This is a genomic window from Modestobacter sp. SYSU DS0511, assembly GCF_054050755.1.
In genome coordinates this window covers 18,370-40,851 of the sequence record NZ_JBJGZY010000005.1, presented here as the reverse complement: position 1 = coordinate 40,851, position 22,482 = coordinate 18,370, and the positions used below count along the sequence as shown (strand labels likewise).

24 protein-coding genes and 1 pseudogene are annotated in these 22,482 nt (G+C 73.8%); 17 read left to right on the top strand and 8 right to left on the bottom strand.

Going from position 1 to position 22,482, the window contains the following annotated elements; translation table 11 throughout:
- Positions 1–41: 41 nt before the first annotated feature.
- Both ACI783_RS04050 and ACI783_RS04045 read right to left on the bottom strand, forming a co-directional pair.
- Positions 42–1,721, bottom strand: coding sequence for a nitrite/sulfite reductase (locus tag ACI783_RS04050; protein ID WP_457139240.1), 1,680 nt, complete (start codon positions 1,719–1,721; stop codon positions 42–44).
- Between the two features lie 214 nt (positions 1,722–1,935).
- Complete coding sequence (locus ACI783_RS04045) at positions 1,936–2,418, bottom strand: RrF2 family transcriptional regulator (RefSeq protein WP_457139239.1); 483 nt, start codon at positions 2,416–2,418, stop codon at positions 1,936–1,938.
- Between the two features lie 27 nt (positions 2,419–2,445).
- Between ACI783_RS04045 and ACI783_RS04040 the strand changes: the two genes are divergently transcribed.
- The 8 genes from ACI783_RS04040 (at position 2,446) to ACI783_RS04005 (ending at position 11,694) form a co-directional block, all read left to right on the top strand.
- Positions 2,446–3,210, top strand: a complete 765-nt coding sequence (locus tag ACI783_RS04040) for an NUDIX domain-containing protein (RefSeq protein WP_457139238.1) — start codon at positions 2,446–2,448, stop codon at positions 3,208–3,210.
- 533 nt (positions 3,211–3,743) lie between these two features.
- A complete protein-coding gene (locus tag ACI783_RS04035) occupies positions 3,744–5,483 on the top strand; it encodes an ABC transporter family substrate-binding protein (protein WP_457139237.1) in 1,740 nt (579 codons plus the stop codon).
- 294 nt (positions 5,484–5,777) lie between these two features.
- A complete protein-coding gene (locus ACI783_RS04030) occupies positions 5,778–6,767 on the top strand; it encodes an ABC transporter permease (protein ID WP_457139236.1) in 990 nt (329 codons plus the stop codon).
- Between the two features lie 27 nt (positions 6,768–6,794).
- The gene (locus ACI783_RS04025; protein ID WP_457139235.1) at positions 6,795–7,760 is read left to right on the top strand and encodes an ABC transporter permease; all 966 of its coding nucleotides are present in this window, start codon (positions 6,795–6,797) and stop codon (positions 7,758–7,760) included.
- Between the two features lie 23 nt (positions 7,761–7,783).
- Positions 7,784–9,106: an ABC transporter ATP-binding protein gene (locus tag ACI783_RS04020; protein ID WP_457139234.1), complete on the top strand. Its 1,323-nt coding sequence runs from the start codon at positions 7,784–7,786 to the stop codon at positions 9,104–9,106.
- Complete coding sequence (locus ACI783_RS04015; RefSeq protein ID WP_457139233.1) at positions 9,103–10,164, top strand: ABC transporter ATP-binding protein; 1,062 nt, start codon at positions 9,103–9,105, stop codon at positions 10,162–10,164. Before ACI783_RS04020 ends, ACI783_RS04015 begins: the two co-directional genes overlap by 4 nt.
- Before the next feature lie 211 nt (positions 10,165–10,375).
- Positions 10,376–11,272 (top strand): N-acetyl-1-D-myo-inositol-2-amino-2-deoxy-alpha-D-glucopyranoside deacetylase, encoded by an 897-nt coding sequence (gene mshB / locus ACI783_RS04010; RefSeq protein ID WP_457139232.1) that lies wholly within the window; start codon positions 10,376–10,378, stop codon positions 11,270–11,272.
- Positions 11,269–11,694 (top strand): hypothetical protein, encoded by a 426-nt coding sequence (locus tag ACI783_RS04005; RefSeq protein WP_457139231.1) that lies wholly within the window; start codon positions 11,269–11,271, stop codon positions 11,692–11,694. Before mshB ends, ACI783_RS04005 begins: the two co-directional genes overlap by 4 nt.
- Here the strand turns inward: ACI783_RS04005 and ACI783_RS04000 are convergent.
- Complete coding sequence (locus tag ACI783_RS04000; RefSeq protein ID WP_457139230.1) at positions 11,651–12,403, bottom strand: GNAT family N-acetyltransferase; 753 nt, start codon at positions 12,401–12,403, stop codon at positions 11,651–11,653. The two genes, ACI783_RS04005 and ACI783_RS04000, sit on opposite strands and share 44 nt — an antisense overlap.
- Positions 12,404–12,575: 172 nt before the next feature.
- On the opposite strand from ACI783_RS04000, the gene fdxA reads away from it, so the two are divergent.
- Complete coding sequence (gene fdxA / locus ACI783_RS03995; RefSeq protein ID WP_457083143.1) at positions 12,576–12,902, top strand: ferredoxin; 327 nt, start codon at positions 12,576–12,578, stop codon at positions 12,900–12,902.
- Entirely contained in the window at positions 12,899–14,017 is a 1,119-nt protein-coding gene (gene dapC, locus ACI783_RS03990; protein ID WP_457139333.1) for a succinyldiaminopimelate transaminase, read from the top strand. Before fdxA ends, dapC begins: the two co-directional genes overlap by 4 nt.
- 51 nt (positions 14,018–14,068) lie before the next feature.
- Here dapC and ACI783_RS03985 read toward each other — a convergent pair whose 3' ends face one another.
- Positions 14,069–15,001: an AraC family transcriptional regulator gene (locus ACI783_RS03985; RefSeq protein WP_457139229.1), complete on the bottom strand. Its 933-nt coding sequence runs from the start codon at positions 14,999–15,001 to the stop codon at positions 14,069–14,071.
- Between the two features lie 129 nt (positions 15,002–15,130).
- Here ACI783_RS03985 and ACI783_RS03980 point away from each other — a divergent pair, with 129 nt between their 5' ends.
- The 3 genes from ACI783_RS03980 to ACI783_RS03970 are packed head-to-tail and all read left to right on the top strand — an operon-like array spanning position 15,131 to position 16,364.
- On the top strand, positions 15,131–15,904 hold the full coding sequence (locus ACI783_RS03980; protein ID WP_457139228.1) for an NAD(P)H-binding protein: 774 nt from the start codon (positions 15,131–15,133) through the stop codon (positions 15,902–15,904).
- Positions 15,905–15,906: 2 nt separating this feature from the next.
- On the top strand, positions 15,907–16,191 hold the full coding sequence (locus tag ACI783_RS03975; RefSeq protein WP_457139227.1) for a hypothetical protein: 285 nt from the start codon (positions 15,907–15,909) through the stop codon (positions 16,189–16,191).
- On the top strand, positions 16,188–16,364 hold the full coding sequence (locus ACI783_RS03970) for an anthrone oxygenase family protein (protein WP_457139226.1): 177 nt from the start codon (positions 16,188–16,190) through the stop codon (positions 16,362–16,364). The genes ACI783_RS03975 and ACI783_RS03970 overlap by 4 nt, the downstream gene beginning before the upstream one ends.
- Positions 16,365–16,366: 2 nt before the next feature.
- Here ACI783_RS03970 and ACI783_RS03965 read toward each other — a convergent pair whose 3' ends face one another.
- The 4 genes from ACI783_RS03965 to ACI783_RS03950 all read right to left on the bottom strand — a co-directional run bounded on the left by ACI783_RS03965 (position 16,367) and on the right by ACI783_RS03950 (position 19,201).
- Complete coding sequence (locus ACI783_RS03965; protein ID WP_457139225.1) at positions 16,367–17,152, bottom strand: hypothetical protein; 786 nt, start codon at positions 17,150–17,152, stop codon at positions 16,367–16,369.
- Between the two features lie 248 nt (positions 17,153–17,400).
- Positions 17,401–18,387: a 2,3,4,5-tetrahydropyridine-2,6-dicarboxylate N-succinyltransferase gene (gene dapD / locus ACI783_RS03960; RefSeq protein WP_457139224.1), complete on the bottom strand. Its 987-nt coding sequence runs from the start codon at positions 18,385–18,387 to the stop codon at positions 17,401–17,403.
- 355 nt (positions 18,388–18,742) lie between these two features.
- On the bottom strand, positions 18,743–18,943 hold the full coding sequence (locus tag ACI783_RS03955; RefSeq protein ID WP_457139223.1) for a hypothetical protein: 201 nt from the start codon (positions 18,941–18,943) through the stop codon (positions 18,743–18,745).
- 60 nt (positions 18,944–19,003) lie between these two features.
- Positions 19,004–19,201: a hypothetical protein gene (locus ACI783_RS03950; protein WP_457139222.1), complete on the bottom strand. Its 198-nt coding sequence runs from the start codon at positions 19,199–19,201 to the stop codon at positions 19,004–19,006.
- On the opposite strand from ACI783_RS03950, the pseudogene ACI783_RS03945 reads away from it, so the two are divergent.
- The 4 genes and pseudogenes from ACI783_RS03945 to ACI783_RS03930 all read left to right on the top strand — a co-directional run.
- Positions 19,149–19,457 (top strand): annotated as a pseudogene (locus ACI783_RS03945) (phosphatase PAP2 family protein); the annotation flags it as partial. The gene ACI783_RS03950 and the pseudogene ACI783_RS03945 overlap by 53 nt on opposite strands.
- A gap of 298 nt (positions 19,458–19,755) precedes the next feature.
- Complete coding sequence (locus ACI783_RS03940) at positions 19,756–20,487, top strand: autotransporter-associated beta strand repeat-containing protein (protein ID WP_457139221.1); 732 nt, start codon at positions 19,756–19,758, stop codon at positions 20,485–20,487.
- A 62-nt stretch (positions 20,488–20,549) separates the two neighbouring features.
- Positions 20,550–21,668 (top strand): succinyl-diaminopimelate desuccinylase, encoded by a 1,119-nt coding sequence (gene dapE / locus ACI783_RS03935; RefSeq protein WP_457139220.1) that lies wholly within the window; start codon positions 20,550–20,552, stop codon positions 21,666–21,668.
- Positions 21,665–22,480 (top strand): LOG family protein, encoded by an 816-nt coding sequence (locus ACI783_RS03930; RefSeq protein WP_457139219.1) that lies wholly within the window; start codon positions 21,665–21,667, stop codon positions 22,478–22,480. Before dapE ends, ACI783_RS03930 begins: the two co-directional genes overlap by 4 nt.
- Positions 22,481–22,482: the final 2 nt, after the last annotated feature.

Here is a 22,482-nt window from a genome sequence, read left to right as displayed (position 1 = left end):
ACGGGAACTTCCCCGTCGCGGCTCGCCCTCCTCCGACATGGTCAGACCAGCCACTCCTCTTCGGCGCGGGAGACGTACGCGGCGAACCGCTCGCCGGGCTCGCGGCGCTCGAGGTAGCCGCGGAGCACCCGCTCGCAGTAGTCCGCGGTCTCCTCCTTGGTGATCTTGTGGCCGCGGAACTTGCGGCCGAAGGAGGCCTCGACCCCGAGGTGGCCGCCCAGGTGCACCTGGAAGCCCTCGACGCTCTCGCCGGCGGCGTTGCGGACGATCATGCCCTTGAAGCCGATGTCGGCGGTCTGGAACCGGGCGCAGCTGTTCGGGCAGCCGTTGACGTTGATCCCGATCGGCTCGTCGAAGTCGGGCAGCCGCCGCTCGAGCTCGGCGTACAGCTCCTGCGCGTGGTGCTTGGTCTCGACGATCGCCAGCTTGCAGAACTCCAGGCCGGTGCAGGCCATGGTGCCGCGGCGGAAGGCGCTGGGCCGCACCAGCAGGTCGTGCTCGGCCAGCGCGTCGACCAGGTCCTCGACGCGGGCGTCCGGGACGTCGAGGATCACCAGCTTCTGCTGGGTCGTCGTCCGGATCCGCCCGCCCTGGGTGCCGTACTCCTCGGCGAGGTCGGCGATCCGGGTCAGCAGCGTGCCGCTGAGCCGGCCGGTGCGCAGCGCGAAGCCGAGTGCGTTGAGGCCGTCCTTCTGCTTGCTGACGCCCACGTGGTCGCGCTGGTCGTGCTTCGCCGGCGCCGGGGCGGGTCCGTCGGGGAGCTGCTCGTGCAGGTACTCGTCCTGGAGCACCTGGCGGAACTTCTCCGGGCCCCAGTCGGCCATCAGGAACTTGATCCGTGCGTGGTTGCGCGACCGGCGGTAGCCGTAGTCGCGGAAGATCGCGGTGCACGCCGCCCAGACGTCGGTCACCTGGTCGGGGCGGACGAACACCCCGATCCGCTTGGCGAACATCGGGTTGGTCGACAGGCCGCCACCGACCCACAGGTCGTAGCCGGCCTCGCCGTCGGCGTTCACCACACCGACGAAGGAGACGTCGTCGATCTCGGGCTCGGTGCAGTGGTCGACGCACCCGGACATCGACGTCTTCCACTTGCGCGGCAGGTTGCTGAACTGCGGGTCGCCCAGGTACTTCTCCACGGTCTGGGCCAGCACCTCGGAGGCGTCGATGACCTCGTCCTCGAGCACCCCGGCCAGCGGGCAGTTCAGCATGACCCGGGGGACGTCACCGCAGGCCTCGGTGGTGGAGAGCCCGATGGACTCCAGTCGCCGCCAGATCTCCGGCACGTCCTCGATCCGGATCCAGTGCAGCTGCACGTTCTGCCGGTCGGTCACGTCGGCGACGTCCCGGCCGAACTCCGTGCTGATGCCGCCGATGACCCGCAGCTGCTCGGTGCTCAGCTGCCCGCCGTCGATGCGCACCCGCAGCATGAAGTACTCGTCCTCGAGCTCCTCGGGCTCCAGCACGGCGGTCTTGCCACCGGGGATGCCCTGGGCCCGCTGGGTGTAGAGCCCCATCCAGCGCATCCGGCCGCGCAGGTCGCCGGGGTCGATGCCGCCGAACCCGGTGTGCGCGTAGATGTCGAGGATCCGCTGGCGGACGTCCAGCCCGTCGGAGTCCTTCTTCATCCGCTCGTTCGGGTTCAGCGGTTCGCGGTAGCCCAGCGCCCACTGCCCCTGTCCGCGGACGGGGCGGTTGCTGCTGCGAGTGGGGGTCGACACGTCAGTCGTTCTCCTCTGCGCCGGCACGGGAGCGTGCGCGACGCGGCCGGGTGTGGGTGCAGCGGGGAGGCTGCGGGGGAGCGGGGCCGGGGTCAGCGCGCGGCGCGACAGGCGGCGCTGGAGACCCGCGCCAGGTCGACGTGCAGACGCGCCACGAGCAGGGCGCCGCAGTCCGTCACGCTTCGATGGTGCCACACCGGCCCGGCGGCGGTGTTCAGTCGGCCGCGGGGACGCCGAAGGACCGCCAGGCGCTCTCCAGCTCGATGAGCTCGGCGACCTGCGGCGGCATGGTGCCGGCGACGACGTCGGCCAGGGTCACGTTCTCCAGCACCCGTCGGTAGCCCTCCCGGGCGGCCACCCACACGTTGGCCAGCGACGCGGCAGGCCCCGGGTACTCGACGTCCTCGGGGCGCTGGCCGTGCACCTCGGCGAGGAATCCCTGCTCCACCCGCATCACCCGGGCGATGGAGACCTCCGACGGGGGCAGGGCGAGGCGGTAGCCGCCCTCCCGGCCGCGCTGGCTGGTGACCAGCCGGGCGTGCTGCAGGTCGCCGAGGATCGCCTGCAGGAACCGGGCCGGGATGCCCTGGGCCTGGGCGATCCGCTCCGACGTCAGCGACTCGGGCGACACGGAGGCCAGCTCGACGGCCGCCCGCACCGCGTAGTCGACCCGGGCTGAGATGCGCACGGGGCTCATCCTGCCGTGTCTGGTTGGCTGGACCGCGTGCTCCAGCTGAGGTTCACCACGTTGGTGGAGGCGCCGCTCACCGTCGCCTTCGACGTGGCGCGGTCGCTCGGCCGGCCGTGGCCGCAGCCGCTGCGGGAGGTCGCCTCCGACCGGCCGTGGTCCGACGTCTACGCGGCGGAGCCCGGCCGGGGCCTGCGCCGGCTGGTGCACACGCGGCACTTCTCGGCGACCGGCGCCGGCACCCTGGTCGAGGAGCAGGTCGACTGGGAGACGTCGCTGCCCGGTGTGCTCGGCGGGCTGGTCGACCAGACGCTGCTGCGCGGCCGCGTCGTCCGGGCGATGCAGGCCCACCTGGACGCCTTCGCCGCGGCGGCCGCCGAGCGGGCCCTGACGGTGACCCAGGTGGTCGGCGCCGCGCTGGTCGACGACCGGCGGCGGGTGCTCGTCGCGCAGCGCGGGTCGGGGCCGCTGGCCGGGCTGTGGGAGTTCCCCGGGGGCAAGGTCGAGCCGGGGGAGGCCGACCTCGACGCGCTGGTGCGGGAGTGCCGCGAGGAACTCGGCGTCGTCATCGCCCCGCAGTCGTTCCTGGGGGAGGTGCCGCTGGACGGCGTCGTCGCCGGGGGCGCGCCCGGGGCGTCGACCCTGCGGGTGTGGTGGGGGCGGGTGACCGGCGGCGAGCTGGTGGCCCACGAACACACCGAACTGCGCTGGGTGGCCGACGAGGAGCTCGAGGCGCTCGACTGGATCTCCGCCGACCGCCCGTTGCTCCCCGCCGTCCGCGCCCTCCTCGCTCGTCTCTAGCGGGGGCGGACGCACGAGAGCGCCGCACCCGGGAACAGGTGCGTCTCTCTCGGTCAGTGGATCAGCGGCTCACCCGACGGCGTCCCGGCCCTGGCCGCCGAGCTCCGGTGCCTCGTTCTTCTCCTGTCCATCGCCCTCACGGGTTCCTCGTCGGTCGGTCGTCTGCGGCGCGGAGCACTCCGTGTCGATGGTGCGCACACGGAAGGTGGGCCCGGCGTGTCCGGGTGTGTCTCGCCCCACACGCGAGATCGTTCGTCGCAGTCGGTCCCAACCCGGAAATCCCGAGGCGCGCCGCGCCGGTGTTGCACCGATCTTTCGGGTCGCGTGCAGCGATCCTGAGCAGAGGTCACAAGTTGGTGACGGTCGTGGACGGCCCCTCCGGGGCTGCTTACTGTCCTCCCGTCCGCTCTGCACGACCGGGTGTCTGCCAGATGCGTACGAACTCGTCACCGACCGGCCACCTCGCCGTCACCGGCAGGTCCCGGTTCCCGACCGCCTCCCGTGCCAGTCGCGGGTCGAGGAGGAAATCGAACGTGAAGTTGAGCAAGCGCAGCGCGATGCTCATCGCTGCCGGGGTCTCCGGCACGATGGTGCTGTCCGCCTGTGGCGGCAGCAGTGACAGCGGTGGCGGCGGGAGCGAGTCCGGCGGCGGGCGTGTCGTGTTCGGCGAGTCCACCGACTTCCCGGAGAACCTCTTCCCGAACATCGCCGCCGGGAACGCGGTGTCGACCGCCAACATCATCCACGGGGTCCTGCCCGGCGCCTTCAACGCGCTGCCGGACTTCAGCGTCGTGTACAACGAGGACCTGCTGACCGAGGAGCCGACCCTCGAAGAGGTCGACGGGCAGCAGGTGAACACCTACACGATCAGCCCCGACGCGGTGTGGAGCGATGGCACTCCGATCACCGCCGACGACTTCGAGTTCACCTGGCGCAGCAGCCGATCCGGTGACCCGGCGGACGGTGGCTGCCCGGCGAACCTGTCCACCACCGGCTACGAGCAGATCGCCTCGGTCGAGGGCTCGGGCGACGACAACAAGACCGTCACGGTCACCTACGAGACCCCGTTCTCCGACTGGCAGTCGCTGTTCAGCGGTGACTTCGGCGGCGGCGTCCTGCCCGCCCACCTGATGGACGACGACGACCCGGTGGCGCTCTGCGAGACCCTGACCGCCGGCTGGCCGATCGCCCAGGGCCTGCCCGAGGACATCTCCGGCGGCCCGTGGCAGCTCAAGGCGGAGAACATCGACGTCGGCAACCAGGTCGTCGTCCTGACGCCGAACCCCGAGTGGTGGGGCGAGGGGCCGAACCTCGACCAGCTGGTCATCCAGAACATCGGCAACGACCCGACGACTGCGGTCCAGGGTCTGCAGTCCGGTGAGCTCGGCGTCATCTACCCCCAGCCGCAGCTCGACCTGGTCGACCAGGTCGAGGGGCTGGCGCCGAACGTCGAGAGCGACATCACCTTCGGTCTGTCCTTCGAGCACCTGGACTTCAACGCCACGGACCCGATCCTGAGCTCGCTGCCCGTCCGCCAGGCCTTCACCATGGCCCTGGACCGCCAGGAGATCGTCGACCAGACCGTGGGCCAGTTCTCCAGCGACGCCGAGGTGCTGCAGAACCGGATCTACTTCAACAACCAGCCGCAGTACCAGGACACCGCTCCCGAGCAGTACAAGGAGCAGAACACCGAGCAGGCCCGGGCCCTGCTGGAGAGCGACGGCTGGGTCGCCGGCCCCGACGGCATCTACGCCAAGGACGGGCAGCGCCTGTCGGTCCAGATCGACACCACCGCCAACAACCCGCTGCGGCAGACCACCATCGAGGTCATGATCCCGCAGCTGGCCGAGGCGGGCATCGAGGCGACGTTCAACGCGAACCCGGACATCTTCGAGAGCGCCGAGTCGCCCACCTCCCTGGAGGGTGGCGGTTTCCAGGCCGCGCTCTTCGCGTGGGTCGGGTCGCCGTTCCGCGGCGCCACGCAGTCGATCTACACCCAGCCGCAGGGTGACAACATCCAGCAGAACTACTCGCGGCAGGGCACCCCGGAGATCGACGCCCTCTTCGCGGAGTTCGTGAGCGAGCCCGACCCCGAGGCGCAGGCCGAGCTGGGCAACCAGATCGACGCCCTGCTCTGGGAGCAGGTCGCCACGGTCCCGCTGTACCAGAAGCCGACCTTCATCGCGTACCAGAGCTCGATCAACGGCGTCGAGGACAACTCGACCCAGGCTGGTCCGCTGTGGAACTCGGCGACCTGGACCGTCGACAACTGACCTCAGGGTCGAGCACGAACCACCAGCACTGAGCACCACCCGAGCCCGGCGCCGCCGTCCTGACGGCGCCGGGCGCCGGATCCGCGGCCCCCTGGGACCTCCCTCCTGGGGGGCCGTGGCTCGTCCGGGCCGGGGCGCGTCGGTCGCGTCCACGCCCCGGAGCGGCCGGCGGTGGTCCCCGCTCACCGCCGGCCGGCGGGGACCGATGGTCGGCCGACTGCGGGCCATCCGGACGCTCCGCACACCTCGTCGTCCCGCACCGGACGGCTTTCGCTCCCGGCGTAAGGTCACCGCATGTTCTTCTTCACGATCCGGCGTCTGCTCGCGTCGGTCCTCGTGTTGCTGGTCAGTTCGTTCCTGGTCTTCGCGCTGTGCGCCGCCAGCTTCGATCCACTGGCGAGGTACTACAGCCAGAACCCCCGGCCGCCGGAGTCGTTCTTCATCAACCTCCGCGAGACCCTGGGCCTGAACGACAACTTCTTCGTCCGCTACTGGCGATGGCTCTCCGGGGTCCTCAGCGGCGACTTCGGCGAGACCATCAACGGCACCCCGGTCGCCGACCAGCTGTGGCCGCGGCTGATGGTGACCGGCCGGATGATCGTGGGTGCGGTCGTGATCGCCATCCTGCTGGCGATCATCGTGGGCGTCATCGGTGCCGTTCGGCAGTACAAGGCATCCGACTACACCCTCACGTTCATCGCCTACATCCTCATCGCGCTGCCGACCTTCTGGTTCGCCGCGCTGCTGAAGGAGTACGTCGCCGGTGGGGTGAACGACCTGTTCGGGCAGCAACTGCTGTACACGATCGGTGAGGAGACACCGGGGCTCGCGCTCTACGCCTCCGGCTGGGAACTCTGGTCCGACCGGCTCGGGCACCTCGTGCTGCCCACGATCAGCCTGGCCGCGCTGTCCTTCGCCGCCTGGAGCCGCTTCCAGCGCGCAGCGATGCTCGACGTGCTCGGGTCCGACTACATCCGGCTGGCCCGGGCCAAGGGGCTCACCTACCGCCGCACCGTGCTCCGGCACGGCCTGCGCAACGCGCTGATCCCGCTGACCACGGTGGTCGCGCTCGGCGTGGGCACCCTGCTCGGCGGCGCGGTCATCACCGAGACGGTCTTCGTCTGGCACGGCATGGGCGAGTACCTGCTGCGCAACGGCATCGGGCAGGACGACATCAACGTCGTGCTGGGGTGGCTGCTGGTCAGCGCCGTGTTCGTCGTCATCTTCAACCTGGTCGCCGACATCCTCTACGCGGTGCTCGACCCGCGCATCCGGCTGTCCTGACCCGGCATCGCGAGAAGGAACGAGCTCATGGCCTCCACCCAGACCACGACCGGCCCCACCGGGCCGGTGGTGCCCGCGACTCCGGGCGCTCCCGAGGGCACCGGGATCGACCGGGAGTTCGGCGTCAAGGCGCGCAGTCAGCGCCAGCAGATCCTCGGCCGCTTCCTGCGCAGCAGGATCGGGATGACCGGAGCGGTCATCTTCGCCCTGCTGCTGGCCTTCGGCTTCCTCGGCCCGCTGGTGACCGGCGTCGACTACGCCCAGCAGAACAGCAGCTTCCAGTCCGTCCCGCCGGGCACCGCCGGCTACGTCATGGGCAGCGACGCGATCGGCCGTGACCTCATGGCCGGGATCATGACCGGAGTCCAGCGCTCGCTGTTCATCGTGCTGCTCTTCGTCGTCATCGCGTTCCCGCTCGGGCTGCTGGTCGGGGCGCTGGCCGGCTACTTCGGCCGGTGGGTCGACAGCGTGCTCATGCGGCTGGTCGACCTGATCCTCACCGTGCCGCTGCTGGTCGTGCTGATCGTCGTCGCCAGCAACTTCCCCGGCTCCCGGACGCCGCTGGGCGTCGGCATCATCCTCGGTCTCTTCGGCTGGCTGGACCTGGCCCGCATCGTGCGCAGCCAGTTCCTCTCCCTGCGGGAGAAGGAGTACGTCGAGGCCGCGCACGCGATGGGCGCCTCCAACCGGCGGATCATCTTCCGGCACCTGATCCCCAACGCGCTCGGCTCGCTGATCGTCTGGACGACGCTGGCCGCGGCCACCGCGATCACCCTCGAGGCCGCGCTGACCTACCTGGGCTTCGGCGTCAACGGCGCCAACCAGACCTCGCTCGGCCGGCTGGTCTCCGACGGCGTCCAGGCGGCGAGCACCCGCCCCTGGCTCTTCTACTTCCCCGGCCTCGCCCTGCTGATCATCGTGCTGTCGATCAACCTGATCGGCGACGGCATCCGCGACGCCTTCGACCCGAGCAACCGCCGCGTGCGGGCCTGACAGACCTGATGACGGAGAGCTCCTTGTCCACTTCTGCCGGGTCCACTTCTGCCGGGTCCACTCCTGCCGGGTCGACCCTCGCCGGCGCGACCTCGCTGGGCAGCCTCAGCGACTCCCGCACCACCGGCGGCCGCGACGGCGCCGACCCGAACGCCCCCCTGCTGGAGGTCACCGACCTCAACGTCCGGTTCCCCACCGAGGACGGCCTGGTGCACGCCGTCCGCGGCGTCGACTACACGCTGCGCTCCGGTGAGGTGCTCGGCATCGTCGGCGAGTCCGGTTCGGGCAAGTCGGTCACCTCGCTGGCGGTGATGGGCCTGCTGCCGGGATCCGCCCGGGTGACCGGCTCGGTGAAGTACCGCGGCCAGGAGCTGCTGGGGCAGAGCGACCGCAGCATGTCGCGCGTGCGCGGCAAGGGCGTGTCGATGATCTTCCAGGACCCGATGACGTCGCTGGACCCGGTCTACAAGGTCGGGGCGCAGATCGAGGAGACGCTGCGCATCCACGACAAGTCGCTGTCGTCGAAGGCCTCCGAGGCCCGCGCCGTCGAGCTGCTGGAGCTCGTCGGCATCCCCAACGCCGGGGAGCGGGTGCGCTCCTACCCGCACGAGTTCTCCGGGGGCATGCGGCAGCGCGTGGTCATCGCCATCGCGATGGCCAACCAGCCCGAGGTGATCATCGCCGACGAGCCCACGACGGCGCTGGACGTCACCGTGCAGGCGCAGATCCTCGAGGTGCTGCAGACGGCGCTGCAGGAGACCGGCGCCGCGATGGTGATGATCACCCACGACCTGGGCGTCGTCGCCGGGATCGCCGACCGCGTGCTGGTCATGTACGCCGGCCGGCCGGTGGAGGTCGGCAGCGTCGAGGAGATCTACTACGAGCCGCGGATGCCCTACACCCTGGGGCTGCTCGGCTCCCTGCCCCGGCTGGACTCCAGCACCCGTGAGCGGCTGACCCCGATCGTCGGCGCTCCGCCGTCCCTGGTGAGCCTGCCCCCGGGGTGCCCGTTCGCGCCGCGCTGCCCGCTGCACGTCGCCGAGTGCGACGAGGCCGAGCCGCCCCTGCTGCAGGTGTCCCCGGGGCACAACGCGGCGTGCATCCGCACCGAGCAGGTCGCCGCGGCCCACGGTCACGCCGCCGACGTGTTCAGCGCTACTGCCCAGGACCGCACGCTGGCCGCCGGGGCACTGCCGGCCGACGTGGCCGGCACCGAGGTCGACCGGGACGCAGCCACCCCGGCGACCCCGCCGGACGACCAGACCGAGCCCGGTGCCGCGCGCACCGGGAGTGACACCGGCAGCGTGATCAGCGACCGCGGTGCCAGCAACGGAGGACGGGCATGAGCGCCCCCACGACCGAGCGCCCCGCGGGGGGCGCCGCGACCCGCGAGCCGATCCTGTCGGTGCGCGGGCTGGAGAAGCACTTCCCGATCAAGGGCGGCGGGCTGATCAAGCGCACCGTCGGTGCGGTCCGCGCCGTCGACGGCGTCGACCTCGACCTCTACCCGGGGGAGGTGCTCGGGCTGGTCGGCGAGTCCGGCTGCGGCAAGTCGACCACCGGGCGGGCCATCCTCAACCTCCAGCCGGCCACCGCCGGCTCGGTGGTGTTCCAGGGCCGGGAGCTCGTCGGCCTGGGCCGCAAGGCGATGCGGCCCCTGCGCCGGGACATCCAGCTGGTGTTCCAGGACCCCTACGCGTCGCTGAACCCGCGCCTGCCGGTGTTCGACATCATCGCCGAGCCGCTGATCATCCACGGGCTCACCCAGGACGAGACCGAGCTGCGCGCCCGCGTGCGCGAGCTGGTGGAGACCGTCGGGCTCAACCCCGAGCACACCAACCGGTACCCGGCGGAGTTCTCCGGCGGGCAGCGGCAGCGCATCGGCATCGCCCGGGCCCTGGCGCTGCAGCCCAAGGTGCTCGTGCTCGACGAGCCGGTGTCCGCGCTGGACGTCTCCATCCAGGCCGGGGTCATCAACCTGCTCGAGGACCTCAAGAACGAGCTGGGCCTGAGCTACCTGTTCATCGCCCACGACCTGTCCGTGGTGCGGCACATCTCCGACCGGGTCGCCGTCATGTACCTCGGGCGGATCATCGAGGTCGCCGACCAGGAGGAGCTGTTCACCCGGCCGGCGCACCCCTACACCCAGGCGCTGCTGTCGGCGATCCCGCTGCCCGACCCGCGCCGCGAGCGGCAGCGCCAGCGGATCATCATCAGCGGCGACGTGCCCAGCCCCGCGAACCCGCCGTCGGGCTGCCGGTTCCGCACCCGCTGCTGGAAGTTCGCCAACGTCCTGACCGACACCCAGCGGCAGCAGTGCATCGACGTCGACCCGCCCCTGGAGGAGCGCGGCACCGGGCACCTCAACGCCTGCCACTACGCCGAGGTCAAGTCGGTGCTGTGACATCGCGGTCCTTCCGGACCGCACCGCGGCCAAGTGCCCTGCCGCGCCTGTGCTGAGCCGACCCGCGGCGTCATCCCCCTGCAGCAATGACCGTCCCCCTGCATCAACGCTGCTGCGGGGGGAGGGCCGGTGATCAGGTGACCTGATCACCGCCCGCGGTCCGTACCGGGGTGCGTTCCCGGTCGTCACGCGCGCCCGGGAAGATGTCCCGGTGACCGCTGATCGTCGCCTGCTGCTCGTGCACGCCCACCCCGACGACGAGACGATCAACAACGGGGCCACCATGGCCCGCTACGCTGCCGCGGGCGTCCAGGTCACGCTGCTCACCTGCACGCTCGGCGAGGAGGGTGAGGTGCTGGTGCCCGAGCTGGCCCAGCTCGCCCCCGACCAGGCCGACCAGTTGGGCGGCTACCGGATCGGTGAGCTGGCCGCCGCGATGGCCGCCCTGGGGGTCACCGACCGGCGCTTCCTCGGCGGCGCCGGCCGGTACCGCGACTCCGGGATGATGGGCACCCCGGCCAACGAGGCGCCGCGGGCCTTCTGGCGGGCCGACGTCGCGGAGGCCGTGGACGCCGCCGTCGCCGTCGTCCGCGAGGTCCGCCCGCAGGTGCTGGTCACCTACGACGAGAACGGTGGCTACGGCCACCCCGACCACATCCAGGCGCACCGCGTCGCGATGGCGGCCGTCGGCGCCGCCGCCGACCCCGCCCACCGGCCCGACCTCGGCCCGGCCTGGGCGGTGTCGAAGGTCTACTGGAACGCGATGCCGCGATCCGTGGTGCAGCAGGGCATCGAGGCGCTGGCCGCGCTGGGCGAGGCCGCACCGTTCCAGGTGCTCGGCGACCTGGACCAGGTGCCGTTCGCGGTGCCGGACGACGTCGTCACCACCGTCGTCGAGGCCCCCGAACAGGCGGCGCGGAAGGAGGCCGCGATGCGTGCCCACCGCACCCAGATCACCGTCGACGGGCCGTTCTTCGCGCTGTCGAACGGCCTGGGGCAGCAGCTGCTGGCCACCGAGCACTACCGCCTGGTCCGCGGCGTCCGCGGTCCGGCCGGCCCCGGCCCGCAGGGCTGGGAGGACGACCTGTTCGCCGGGCTGCCCGGGTGAACGCGCTGCGGCTGCTGGGCTGGGCGGTGGCCGCCGTCGTCGTCTCCGGCTGGCTGGCGGTGGTCGAGGTCTTCTGGCTGCCCTGGCGGCCGGCCGGCATCCCGGTGCCCATCTCGATCGTCGTCGCCGTGGTCGGCAACGTGCTGCTGGCGTGGGCGGCCCGGGAGCTGTCCGGTTCCCGCCTGGTGGGCGTGCTGCCACCGCTGGTCTGGCTGGTCGTCGCGGTGGCCGCGATGAACCCCCGCCCGGAGGGTGACCTGCTGCTGCCCGGCGGTGACGCGGTCACCACCACGGTCAACCTGGCTTTCCTGCTGCTCGGTGTGGTCTCCGCAGCCTTCGCCGTGGGGCAGACCCTCGGCGGCCCGCGCCGTCCGGCGCTCAGCCCGGGAGCCGCCGGTAGTGGTAGCGGTGGTGCTCGATGAAGCCCGCCCGGCGGTAGAGCGCCCGCGCCGGGGCATTGCTGGTCGTCACCTGCAGGTAGACCGAGTGGGCGCCCCGCTCGGCGGCCCAGCGCTGCAGCGCACCCATCACCGCGGTGGCCAGGCCACGTCGCCGGTGCTCCTCGGCTACGGTGACCGCGCTGACGCCGAGCCACCCGTCGGTGAGCACGCCGCGCCCCACCGCCGCCAGCGGCGCCGGTTCGGGGTCCAGCCGCACCGAGGCGAAGGCGACCTGCTCGGCGTTGACCAGCACCTCCCGCGCGGTCGGCGGCAGGGGCCGCCCGCGGTGCCGGTAGCCGGCCAGCCAGGCGTCGTCCGGGGTGGGGGAGAGGTGGACCGGCACGTCCGGCGCCGCTGGTGCGGTCAGCGGGGCGGTCAGCACGTGCACGTCCTCGTCGCGGGACCAGCCCGCGGCGGCGAACGCCGCGTCCGCGGCCCGCGCCTGCACCCCGGGCAGCTGCGCGCACGGCGGAATGCCCCGCTCGGCGTACCAGCGGCCGACGGCGCCGACCGCCTCCGGCAGCGGCAGCCCCGGGTCGCCGGCGACGAGCACGGAGTTGGCGCGGCCGGTGAACCCGCCGCCGGCGCGCAGGAGCCAGTCGCCCAGCGGCTCCTCCTCCGGCGCCCGCCAACCGCGGGCGGCGACCCGCTCCAGGTCGACGACGCCGAGCGGTGAGCGTCTCTGTCCCATGCCCCGATCCTGCGTGGTGCCCCTCGCGCGCACGTCGCCGGGTCACCCGCGAGAGGGCGGGTCGACCACCCGTCGCGCTGACCGCGGGGGTGCCGGGTGATACTTGACGGCGTACCGCTGCGGCCCTGGTCAGTACCGGGGTCGTCGCCCCTGCACGTCCCGGAGGAGACCCGTGACCTACGTCATCACCCAGGCCTGTGTCGACGTCCTCGACAAGGCGTGCATCGATGAGTGTCCGGTGGACTGCATCTACGAGGGCGAGCGGATGCTCTACATCCACCCCGACGAGTGCGTCGACTGCGGCGCTTGCGAGCCGGTCTGCCCGGTGGAGGCCATCTACTACGAGGACGACGTCCCGGACAAGTGGAAGGACTTCTACAACGCCAACGTGGAGTTCTTCTCCGACCTGGGCAGCCCCGGTGGCGCCGCCAAGACCGGCAAGATCGCCAAGGACCACCCGCTGGTCGCCGCCCTGCCGCCGCAGGGTGAGGGTTCCTGAGCACCACCGGGCCCGCCGGCCGGCCGCCGCTGCCGGACTTCCCGTGGGACTCGCTGGCCGCGGCCCGCGCCCGCGCCGCTGAGCACGCCGGGGGCGTCGTCGACCTGTCCATCGGGACGCCGGTCGACGACACCCCCGCCGTGCTCACCCGGGCACTGGCCGCCGCCGGCAACGCACCCGGCTACCCGACGGCGCTGGGCACGGCCGAGCTGCGCCGCGCCGCGGCCGGCTGGCTCGCCCGCCGACTCGGCGTGGAGCTGGCCGACCCGCTGGGCGCCGACCCGTCGGTGATCCCGACCATCGGCTCCAAGGAGCTGGTGGCGCTGCTGCCCACCATGCTCGGCCTGCACACCGGCACGGTGCTGGTGCCCGAGGTCGCCTACCCGACCTACGAGGTGGGCGGCGTGGTCGCCGGGCTGTCCGTCGTCCGCACCGACACCCCGCCGGTCGAGGCCGGGAACGCGGTGCTGGTCTGGCTGAACTCGCCGGGCAACCCGCACGGCCGGGTGCTCGGCGACGACGAGCTGCGCGCCTGGGTCGCGTGGGGCCGCGAGCACGGCGTGCCCGTGGTGGCCGACGAGTGCTACATCGAACTGGGCTGGGACGTCTCTCCCCGGTCGGTGCTGCACCCGGCGGTGTCCGGCGGCGACCACACCGGCCTGCTGGCGGTGCACTCGCTGTCCAAGCAGTCGACCGCGGCCGGCTACCGGGGCGGGCTGCTCTCCGGTGACCCGGCGCTGGTCCGCCGGGTGTGGGAGGTCCGCCGCCACCTGGGCCTGCTGGTGCCGGCGCCGGTGCAGGCCGCGATGGCCGCCGCGCTGGCCGACGACGCGCACGTGGAGGCCCAGCGGGAGCGCTACCGGTCACGGCGGGAGCGGCTCGTGGCCGCGGTCCGGGCGACCGGTGCGCGGATCGACCACTCCGAGGCCGGGCTGTACCTGTGGGTCACCCGCGACGAGGACTGCTGGACGACGATCGACTGGCTGGCCGGCCTGGGCATCGTGGCCGCACCCGGCTCGTTCTACGGCCCCGCCGGTGCCCGCCACGTGCGGATGGCGCTGACCGCCACCGACGAGCGCATCGACGCCGCCGTGCAGCGCCTGGCCGGCTGCTGAGGAACCCGTCCCCCCCTCACCCGCTCGGGACACGTGCCGGGGCCGGGGCCGTCACCTGTGACGGTGCTGGGCGGGGCTCCGCCCGGTGGAGCGCTTCACCGCCGCACTCAGGGCGAACGGGGTCGAGTATCCGACCTGGCGGGCGATCGCGGCCAGGGTGAGGTCCGGATCGCGCAGCAGGTCGGTGGCCAGCGCGATCCGCCAGCCGGTCAGGTAGGTCATCGGGGGCTCGCCGACCAGCGCGGTGAACCGGCGGGCGAGCGTCGCGCGGGCCACGCCGACGGCGGCGGCCAGCGACACGACCGTCCACGGCCGGGCCGGCTCGTCGTGCAGCAGGGCGAGGGCCGGGCCGACCACCGGGTCGGCGTGCGCGGAGTACCAACCCGGCGCCCGGGCTCCGGGCCGGTCGAACCAGGAGCGCAGCGCAGAGACCAGCGTGACGTCGAGCAGCCGGTCCAGCACCGCGGTCTGCCCCGGTGCCTCCCGGGCGAGCTCGCCGGCCAGCAGACCGACCAGGGCACCGGTGCCGGCGTCCGCGGGGACGACGGCGAGCTCCGGCAGCGCCCGCACCAGCCGCCGGCCGACCTCGCCGGGATCGGGGTAGGTGCCGGTGAGCAGCACCGTCTCCCCGGCGGCGTCGTTGCCCCAGGTGCGCGGCCCGAGGGTCGTCATCCCGGCGGCGGTGCTCGACCCGGCGGCGGGCGTGCAGAGCTGGCCGGGCCCGATGGTGACCTGGGGCGGCGTCTGCGGGGTGTCGGCGACGGTGTACGGCCGTGGGCCGCGCAGGAGCGCGACGTCGCCGGTGCCCACGAGGGTGGCCCCGCCGTCGTCGTCGAGGACCCACGCCGACCCGGCCAGCACGGCCAGCGCGGTGAGCGGCGCCTCGTCGGCGATCCGCAGTGACCACGGGGCCCGCAGCACCGAGCGCAGCAGGAAGGCGTCCTGCGCGCGCGGCGCGGTCAGCAGCGCGGAGACGGCGTCCATGCCCGGCACCGTAGACGCTCGCGTATGCGCAGGGGAGTCCTGGCGATGGACCGTCTCACCGGCCGCCGCTGTACTCGTGGCATGACGACGATCCTCGTGACGGGCGGTACCGGGACCACCGGGAGCCGCGTGACCGCGCGCCTGCGGGCGGCCGGCCACCAGGCGGTGCCGGCGAGCCGGGGCGGTGAGCGCCGACTGGACTGGGCCGGGCCCGGCGGCTGGGACGCCGCGGTGGCCGGGGTGGAGGCGGTGTACCTGGCCTACGCCCCCGACCTGGCGGTGCCCGGGTCGGGTGAGGTCCTGGCCGCGTTCACCGGCCGCGCTGCCGCGGCCGGGGCCCGGCGGGTGGTGCTCCTCTCCGGCCGGGGCGAGCCGGGGGCGCAGGCCGCCGAGCAGGCGGTCGCCGCGGCCGCGGATGCCGCCGGGGTCGACTGGACCGTGCTGCGGTGTAGCTGGTTCGCGCAGAACTTCACCGAGGGGGCGTTCGCTCCGGCGATGGCCGCCGGTGAGCTCGCCCTGCCGGTGGACGGGGTGCGGGAGCCGTTCCTCGACGCCGACGACATCGCCGACGTCGCCGTCGCGGCACTGCTGGGTGAGGGGCACGCCGGCCGGGTCCACGAGCTGACCGGCCCGCGGGCGCTCACCTTCGCCGAGGCGGTGGCCGCCGTCGCGGCCGCCACCGGCCGGCCGGCCGGCTTTCGGTCCGAGCCGGTCGAGGAGCACCTCGCCGGGCTCGCCGCCGCGGGGGTGCCCGACGAGGTCCGGGAGCTCATGCGGCACCTGTTCACCGAGGTGCTCGACGGCCGCAACACCCCGATCACCGACGGCGTGCGCCGCGTGCTCGGGCGGGAGCCGGCCGACGTCGCCGCGCACGTCCGCCGCGTGGCGGACGTGCCGGTCTGACCATGGAGCTGCTGCCCGGGGTGACCGCGCTCGGCGCCGGTCTGGTCGGCGGCGCCTTCGCAGTATTCAGCCTCATGGTGATGCCCGCGCTGGCGGCGCTGCCGCCGGCCCAGGGCGTGGCGGCGATGCAGTCGGTGAACCGGACGGCGCTGCGCCCGGTCTTCCTCACGCTGCTGTTCGGCACCGCCGCGCTGTGCCTGGCCACCGCGGTGCGTGAGCTGACCGGCGACGGTCGGCCGGCGGTGCTCGCCGGCACGCGGCCTACCTGGTCGGCGTCGTCGGGGTGACCGTCGCCGGCAACGTCCCGCTCAACGAGGCGCTGGCCCGGCTGGACGCCGGGTCACCCGCGGCGGGGGAGCGGTGGCCGGGCTGGGTGCGCCGCTGGACCGGCTGGAACACCGTCCGGGCGCTGGCCGGGACGGCCGCCGCGGCGCTGCTGGCCGCCGCGGCGGCCGGCTGACGTCAGGTCGCCAGCTCCAGGCGCAGCGGCCGCCCGCCGGTTCCCGGCGCCTCGGCCCAGCCGCCGTCCAGCGTCCACCGCCAGCCGTCCAGCGACACCCGGGCCAGCTGCAGCCGGTCGGCCGAGGCCACCGCCCAGTGCGCCGCGGGCCAGCCCTCGCCGGGTACGGTCAGGGCGCCGCCGACGCCGATCTCGGCCGGACCCGCCTCCCGGCGGACCGCGTCGGCCACGGCAGCGACGCGCTGGTCGACCGGGGTGTCGGTGGCGGTCGGGGCGTAGCTGCACGACAGCGTCCCCGGCCCGTCGGCGAGCAGCGCACCACCCAGCGCCTGCCCCAGCGGCTCCCACTGCTGGTAGGCCTCCGGGAAGCCGCTGCGCTGCACGGCCTGGGCCACCTCGGTGAGCCGGCCGGTCTCCCAGCCGGGCACCTCGACCAGGCCGTCGAAGAACATCCCGGCGGCGTACACCGGGTCCCGCACCTGCTCGGGGGTGCCCCAGCCCTGGGACGGGCGCTGCTGGAACAGGCCGAGGGAGTCGCGGTCGCCGTGGTCGAGGTTGCGCAGCCGCGACTCCTGCTGGGCGGTGGCCAGGGCGATCACCGTGGCCCGCGCCGGCAGCCCCCGGGAGCGGGCGACGGCGGCGATCGTGGCGGCGTGGGCCGCCTGCTCGGTGGTCACGGTGACGTCGGAGTCGGTCACCGTGCACGTCCCGCTCGCCACGGGGGCACTCTCGTCCCCGGCCTGCCAGACCGCCAGTCCGCCGAGCAGCAGCACCAGCGCCAGCAGCACCGGACCCAGGGGGCGCCGGCGGGCCCGTCTCCGCGCCCCCGGCCGGCGGGAACCGCGCGCCGCCGGCCGGGCCGGGGGGCGCCCCGACCGGGCCGGGGGGCGCCCCGACCGGGCCGGGGGGCGCCGCGTCGACGCCGGGGAGCTCGCCATCGCCGCCGATGCTAGGCAGCCAGGCTGTGCCTTCCCTGGCAGGACGACGCGGCGAGCCCCCGGTCAGCCGGTGGCGTGCGGCTCACCCGTCGGCGTGCTCAGTCGTTGGCGTGCAGGGCGGCGTTGAGCGAGCCCCAGTCGCCGTCACGGGGGGTGGCCTCCAGCGCCCCGGTGACCGAGTTGCGGCGGAACAGCAGCCCGTCGCGCCCGGAGAGCTCGGCGGCCTTCACCGTCGATCCGTCCGGGAGGGTGACCTTGGCGCCGGCGGTGACGTAGCAGCCGGCCTCCACCACGCAGCGGTCGCCGAGGGAGATGCCGATGCCGGCGTTGGCGCCCAGCAGGCACCCCTCGCCGATGGAGATGACCTGCTTCCCGCCGCCGGACAGCGTGCCCATGATCGAGGCGCCGCCACCGACGTCGGAGTCGCGGCCCACCACGACGCCCGCGCTGATCCGGCCCTCCACCATCGACGGGCCGAGGGTGCCGGCGTTGAAGTTGACGAAGCCCTCGTGCATCACCGTGGTGCCCTCGGCCAGGTGGGCGCCCAGCCGCACCCGGTCGGCGTCGGCGATCCGCACCCCGGAGGGGACGACGTAGTCGACCATCCGGGGGAACTTGTCGACCCCGAAGACGGTCAGGTGGCCGTGCGCGGAGCGCATCCGCGCCCGGACGGCGTCCAGCTCGGTGGCGAGCACCGGTCCGGCGCTGGTCCACGCCACGTTGGCCAGCAGGCCGAAGACGCCGTCCAGGTTCGCGCCGTGCGGCCGGACGAGCCGGTGGGAGAGCAGGTGCAGTCGGAGCCACGCGTCGTAGGCGTCGGCCGGGGGCTCGGCGAGGTCGGCGATCGTGGTCGCGACGGCGATCGAGGAGACCCCGCGCACCTCGTCGGAGCGGACCAGGTCGGAGTGGTCGGGGCCGAGCAGGCCCTCCAGCTCCAGCACGCCCAGCTGCTGGGTGCCGCTCCCGCCCTGGTCGGCGGAGCTCAGCGAGGGGGTCGGGAACCAGACGTCGAGGACGGTGCCGTCGGCGCTGAGGGTGGCGATGCCGACGCCGTTCGCGCCGGTGGTCTCTGCAGGGGTCGTCACGGTCGACCACGCTACCGAGCCCCGTGATCGACGCCGCAGACGATCGGAGCCGGCGGCCCCGGGCTGTTGGTGATCACGATGCCCGCCGTTGGCCGGGACGGCACCTGTCTCGGCCAGGGGCCTCCCGCGGCGGACGGTCCGCCCGGAGCCCCCAGGATCAAGCGGTGCAGGTACAGGACGACCGGGCGGCGGCCGGTCAGGGCGTCAACAGGCGGAACTTCCTCAAGGTCGGCGCGGCGGGCTCGGCCCTGCTGCTGGCGCCGGCGACGCTGTTCCGCCCGGCGCGGGCGCTGGCGGCCCCGGGTGAGGCGGCCCAGGTGGCGAGCGACAGCCCGCTGCTGCCCTTCGTCGACCACTACGACACCAACACCACCGACAACCTCAGCGCCGAGACGAACGCCGCGGTCGTCATCCTCTCCGGGATGCAGGACCTGTGGGTGACCGGGGCCAGCTGGGACGACGGCGTCGCGGTCGACCCGCTGCTGCGGCAGAACATCACCCACGTCGTGCAGGTCACCCGGGCGCGCACCGCCGCGGAGGCCGAGCAGTCGTTCATCTACGACCGCCAGCACCAGAGCTACTCGGTGACCGGCGGCCTCGGCCCGCTGACCGAGCTCTACCGGACCGGGGCCAAGGCGGTCACCAGCATCACCTCCGCGCCCGACGGCACCCCGCCCACCAAGATCGACGACGCCGTGCCGGCCGGTGCGCCCGCCGGCTCGTCGACCGGCGCCGGCTCGCCGTCCTCCGAGCTCGGCCGGGTGGTCGACCTGGTCAACACGCTGCGCGGTTCGAACACCTCGAGCAACCCCACCAAGTACACCTACCAGTACCCGCGCCCCTGGCGGCTGACCAGTGCCAGCACCGTCGTGCCCACCGGCGCCACCGACGACCTCGGCTACCCGGTGTACCGGTCCGACGTGGTGGTCGCCCCGCAGCTGCTGCGCCAGCGCAGCACCACCTCGGCCACGGACGGCGGCTACCCCAGCGGTCACACGAACGCGACCTGGCTGGCGTCGCTGGCCCTGGCCTACGCGGTGCCGGAGCGCTACCAGGAGATGGTGGCCTGGGCCGCCCGCCTGTCCGACTACCGGATCGTCACCGGCATGCACTCCCCGGTCGACGTGATCGGGCGGGCGGATCCTCGGCACGGCGCTGGCCGCCGCGAAGCTCCACGAGGCCGGCAACGCCCAGGTCAAGGCGGAGGCCCGCGCGCAGGCGCTGGCGTACTTCACCTCGCGGACCGGGACGACCGCCGACACCCTGGCCGCGTTCGCCCAGGCCGGCGCCGACCGGGAGGCGACCCGCCGGCTGCACCTGCAGCGGCTGACCTACGGCCTGCCCACCCGCGGGTCGACGTCGGTCCCGATGGTGGTGCCCAAGGGCGCCGAGGCGCTGCTGGAGACTCGGCTGCCCTACCTGACCGCCGAGCAGCGGCGCGAGGTCCTGCGCACCACCGCGCTCCCGTCGGGCCACCCGCTGCTGGACGGCCCCGAGTACTGGGGCCGGCTGGACCTGTTCACCGCCGCGGACGGCTACGGCCGCTTCGACGGCGAGGTCCGGGTCGCGCTGGACGGCGCCGCCGCCGGGTTCGCCGCCCGGGACACCTGGCGCAACGACATCACCGGCGCCGGCCGCCTCGTGAAGGCGGGTTCGGGCACCCTCGAGCTGGCCGGGGCGAACACCTTCACCGGAGGCACCCGGGTGCTCGACGGCACCCTGGTGGCCCGGTCCAACGGCGCGCTGGGCAACGGCCCCGTGCAGGTCGACGGCGGGGCCCTGCGCCTGGGCGCCGGGGCGACCGTGGTCGCGGCGCGCGGGGACGTCAGCCTGACCGGTGGTGCGCTGCAGCTGACCTTCGGCACCGGCGCCCAGCCCCCGCTGTCGGTGATCGGCACGGCGACCCTGGGGGCCGGCAGCCGGCTGGAGGTCACCGTCACCGACCCGCGCCGCTGGGCGCACGGCGGCGAGGTGCCGGTGCTGCTGGCCCGGTCGGTTCGCGGCGCCTTCGGCTCCGTGGTCGAGACGACCGGCAGCTGCCGGGTCGAGGTCGTGCACCGCGCCGGCGGCGTCTTCGTGCGGCTGACCCCGGCGCGCTGACCGCGGCCGGCCGACCCGCGCGTGCGGGCCGGTGACGGGCCGGGCCTGATTAGGCTCGGCCCGTGACCGCTCCCGCCCCGTTGGACCTGACCGCCGACGTGCTGACCCTGACCCGCGCGCTGGTCGACACCCCGTCGGTCTCGGGCGAGGAGGAGCCGCTGGCCGACGCGGTCGAGGCCGCGCTGCGCGCCCTGGGCGGGCTGGAGGTCGAGCGGCTCGGCAACACGGTGCTGGCCCGCACCAACCTCGACCTGCCCACCCGGATCGTGCTCGCCGGCCACCTGGACACCGTGCCGATCGCGGACAACCTGCCCAGCCGGGTCGAGACCGTCGACGGCGAGGAGCGGCTCTACGGCTGCGGCACCAGCGACATGAAGGCCGGTGACGCGGTGATGCTGCGGCTGGCCGCCCGCTTCGGCGTGCCCGGCGCGCAGCCGGCCCGCGACGTCACCTTCGTCTTCTACGACAACGAGGAGGTCGAGGCCACGCGCAACGGGCTGGGCCGGGTGGCCCGCGAGCGGCGCGGCTGGCTCTACGGCGACCTGGCGATCCTGCTGGAGCCCACCGACGGCGTCGTCGAGGGCGGCTGCCAGGGCACGCTGCGCGTCGTGCTCACCGTCCCCGGCAAGCGCGCGCACAGCGCCCGGTCCTGGCTGGGGGTGAACGCCGTCCACGGTGCCGCGGGCATCCTCACCACCCTCGCCGGGTACGACGCGCGCCAGGTGGAGATCGACGGCCTGCAGTACCGGGAGGGGCTCAACGCGGTGCGGATCGAGGGCGGCGTCGCCGGCAACGTCGTCCCCGACGAGTGCCGGGTGACGGTGAACTTCCGCTACGCCCCCGACCGCGACGAGGACGCCGCCGAGGCGCACGTGCGCGAGGTGTTCGCCGACGCGCTGGCCGCCGGCGTGACGCTCGAGGTCACCGACTCCTCCGGCGGCGCGCTGCCCGGCCTCGGCGAGCCGGCCGCGGCGGACTTCGTGGCGGCCGTCGGGCAGCCGCCGCGGGCCAAGCTGGGCTGGACCGACGTGGCCCGGTTCGCCGCCTTCGGCATCCCCGCGGTCAACTACGGCCCGGGAGAACCCAACCTCGCCCACCAGGTCGGGGAGTACACGCGCATCGACCGGCTCCAGCCGGCCGAGGACGCCCTGATCGCCTACCTCAGCGGGAGCGACGCATGAGCTCGACCGAGAACGGCCGCCGGCCGCGCCCCACCCGGCACCGGGGCCCGATCACCCTGCGCGGCGGTGAGCCCGACCCGCAGACCGAGGGGTCGACCACCGACCAGCGGCTGCTGGACCTGCGCGGCGCCAGCGACTGGGTGCACACCGACCCGTGGCGCGTGCTCCGCATCCAGAGCGAGTTCGTCGAGGGCTTCGGCCTGCTCGCCGAGCTGCCGCGCGCGGTGAGCGTCTTCGGCAGCGCCCGCACCCCGCGCGACTCCCCGTTCTACGAGACCGGGGTGCAGCTGGGCGCCGCGCTGGCCGAGGCCGGCTACGCGGTGATCACCGGCGGCGGGCCGGGGGCGATGGAGGCGGCCAACAAGGGCGCCTGCGACGCCGGCGGCATGTCGATCGGCCTGGGCATCGAGCTGCCGTTCGAGCAGGAGCTCAACGAGTGGGTCGACGTCGGCATCAGCTTCCGCTACTTCTTCGTGCGCAAGACGATGTTCGTGAAGTACGCCCAGGCCTTCGTGATCCTCCCCGGCGGCTTCGGCACGCTCGACGAGCTGTTCGAGGCGCTCACCCTGGTGCAGACCCGCAAGGTCACCCGCTTCCCGGTGATCCTCTTCGGCTCGGAGTACTGGTCCGGGCTGCTCGACTGGATCCGCACCACGATGACCGAGGCCGGCACGGTGGGCCCGCGGGACCTCGACCTGCTGCACGTCACCGACGACGTCGCCGAGGCGGTGGCGATCATCTCCGCCGCCGAGACCGAGCGGGAGCGGGACCCGGCCGCGGACGCCCCGTCGCCGGCGCCGGTCGACGACTGACC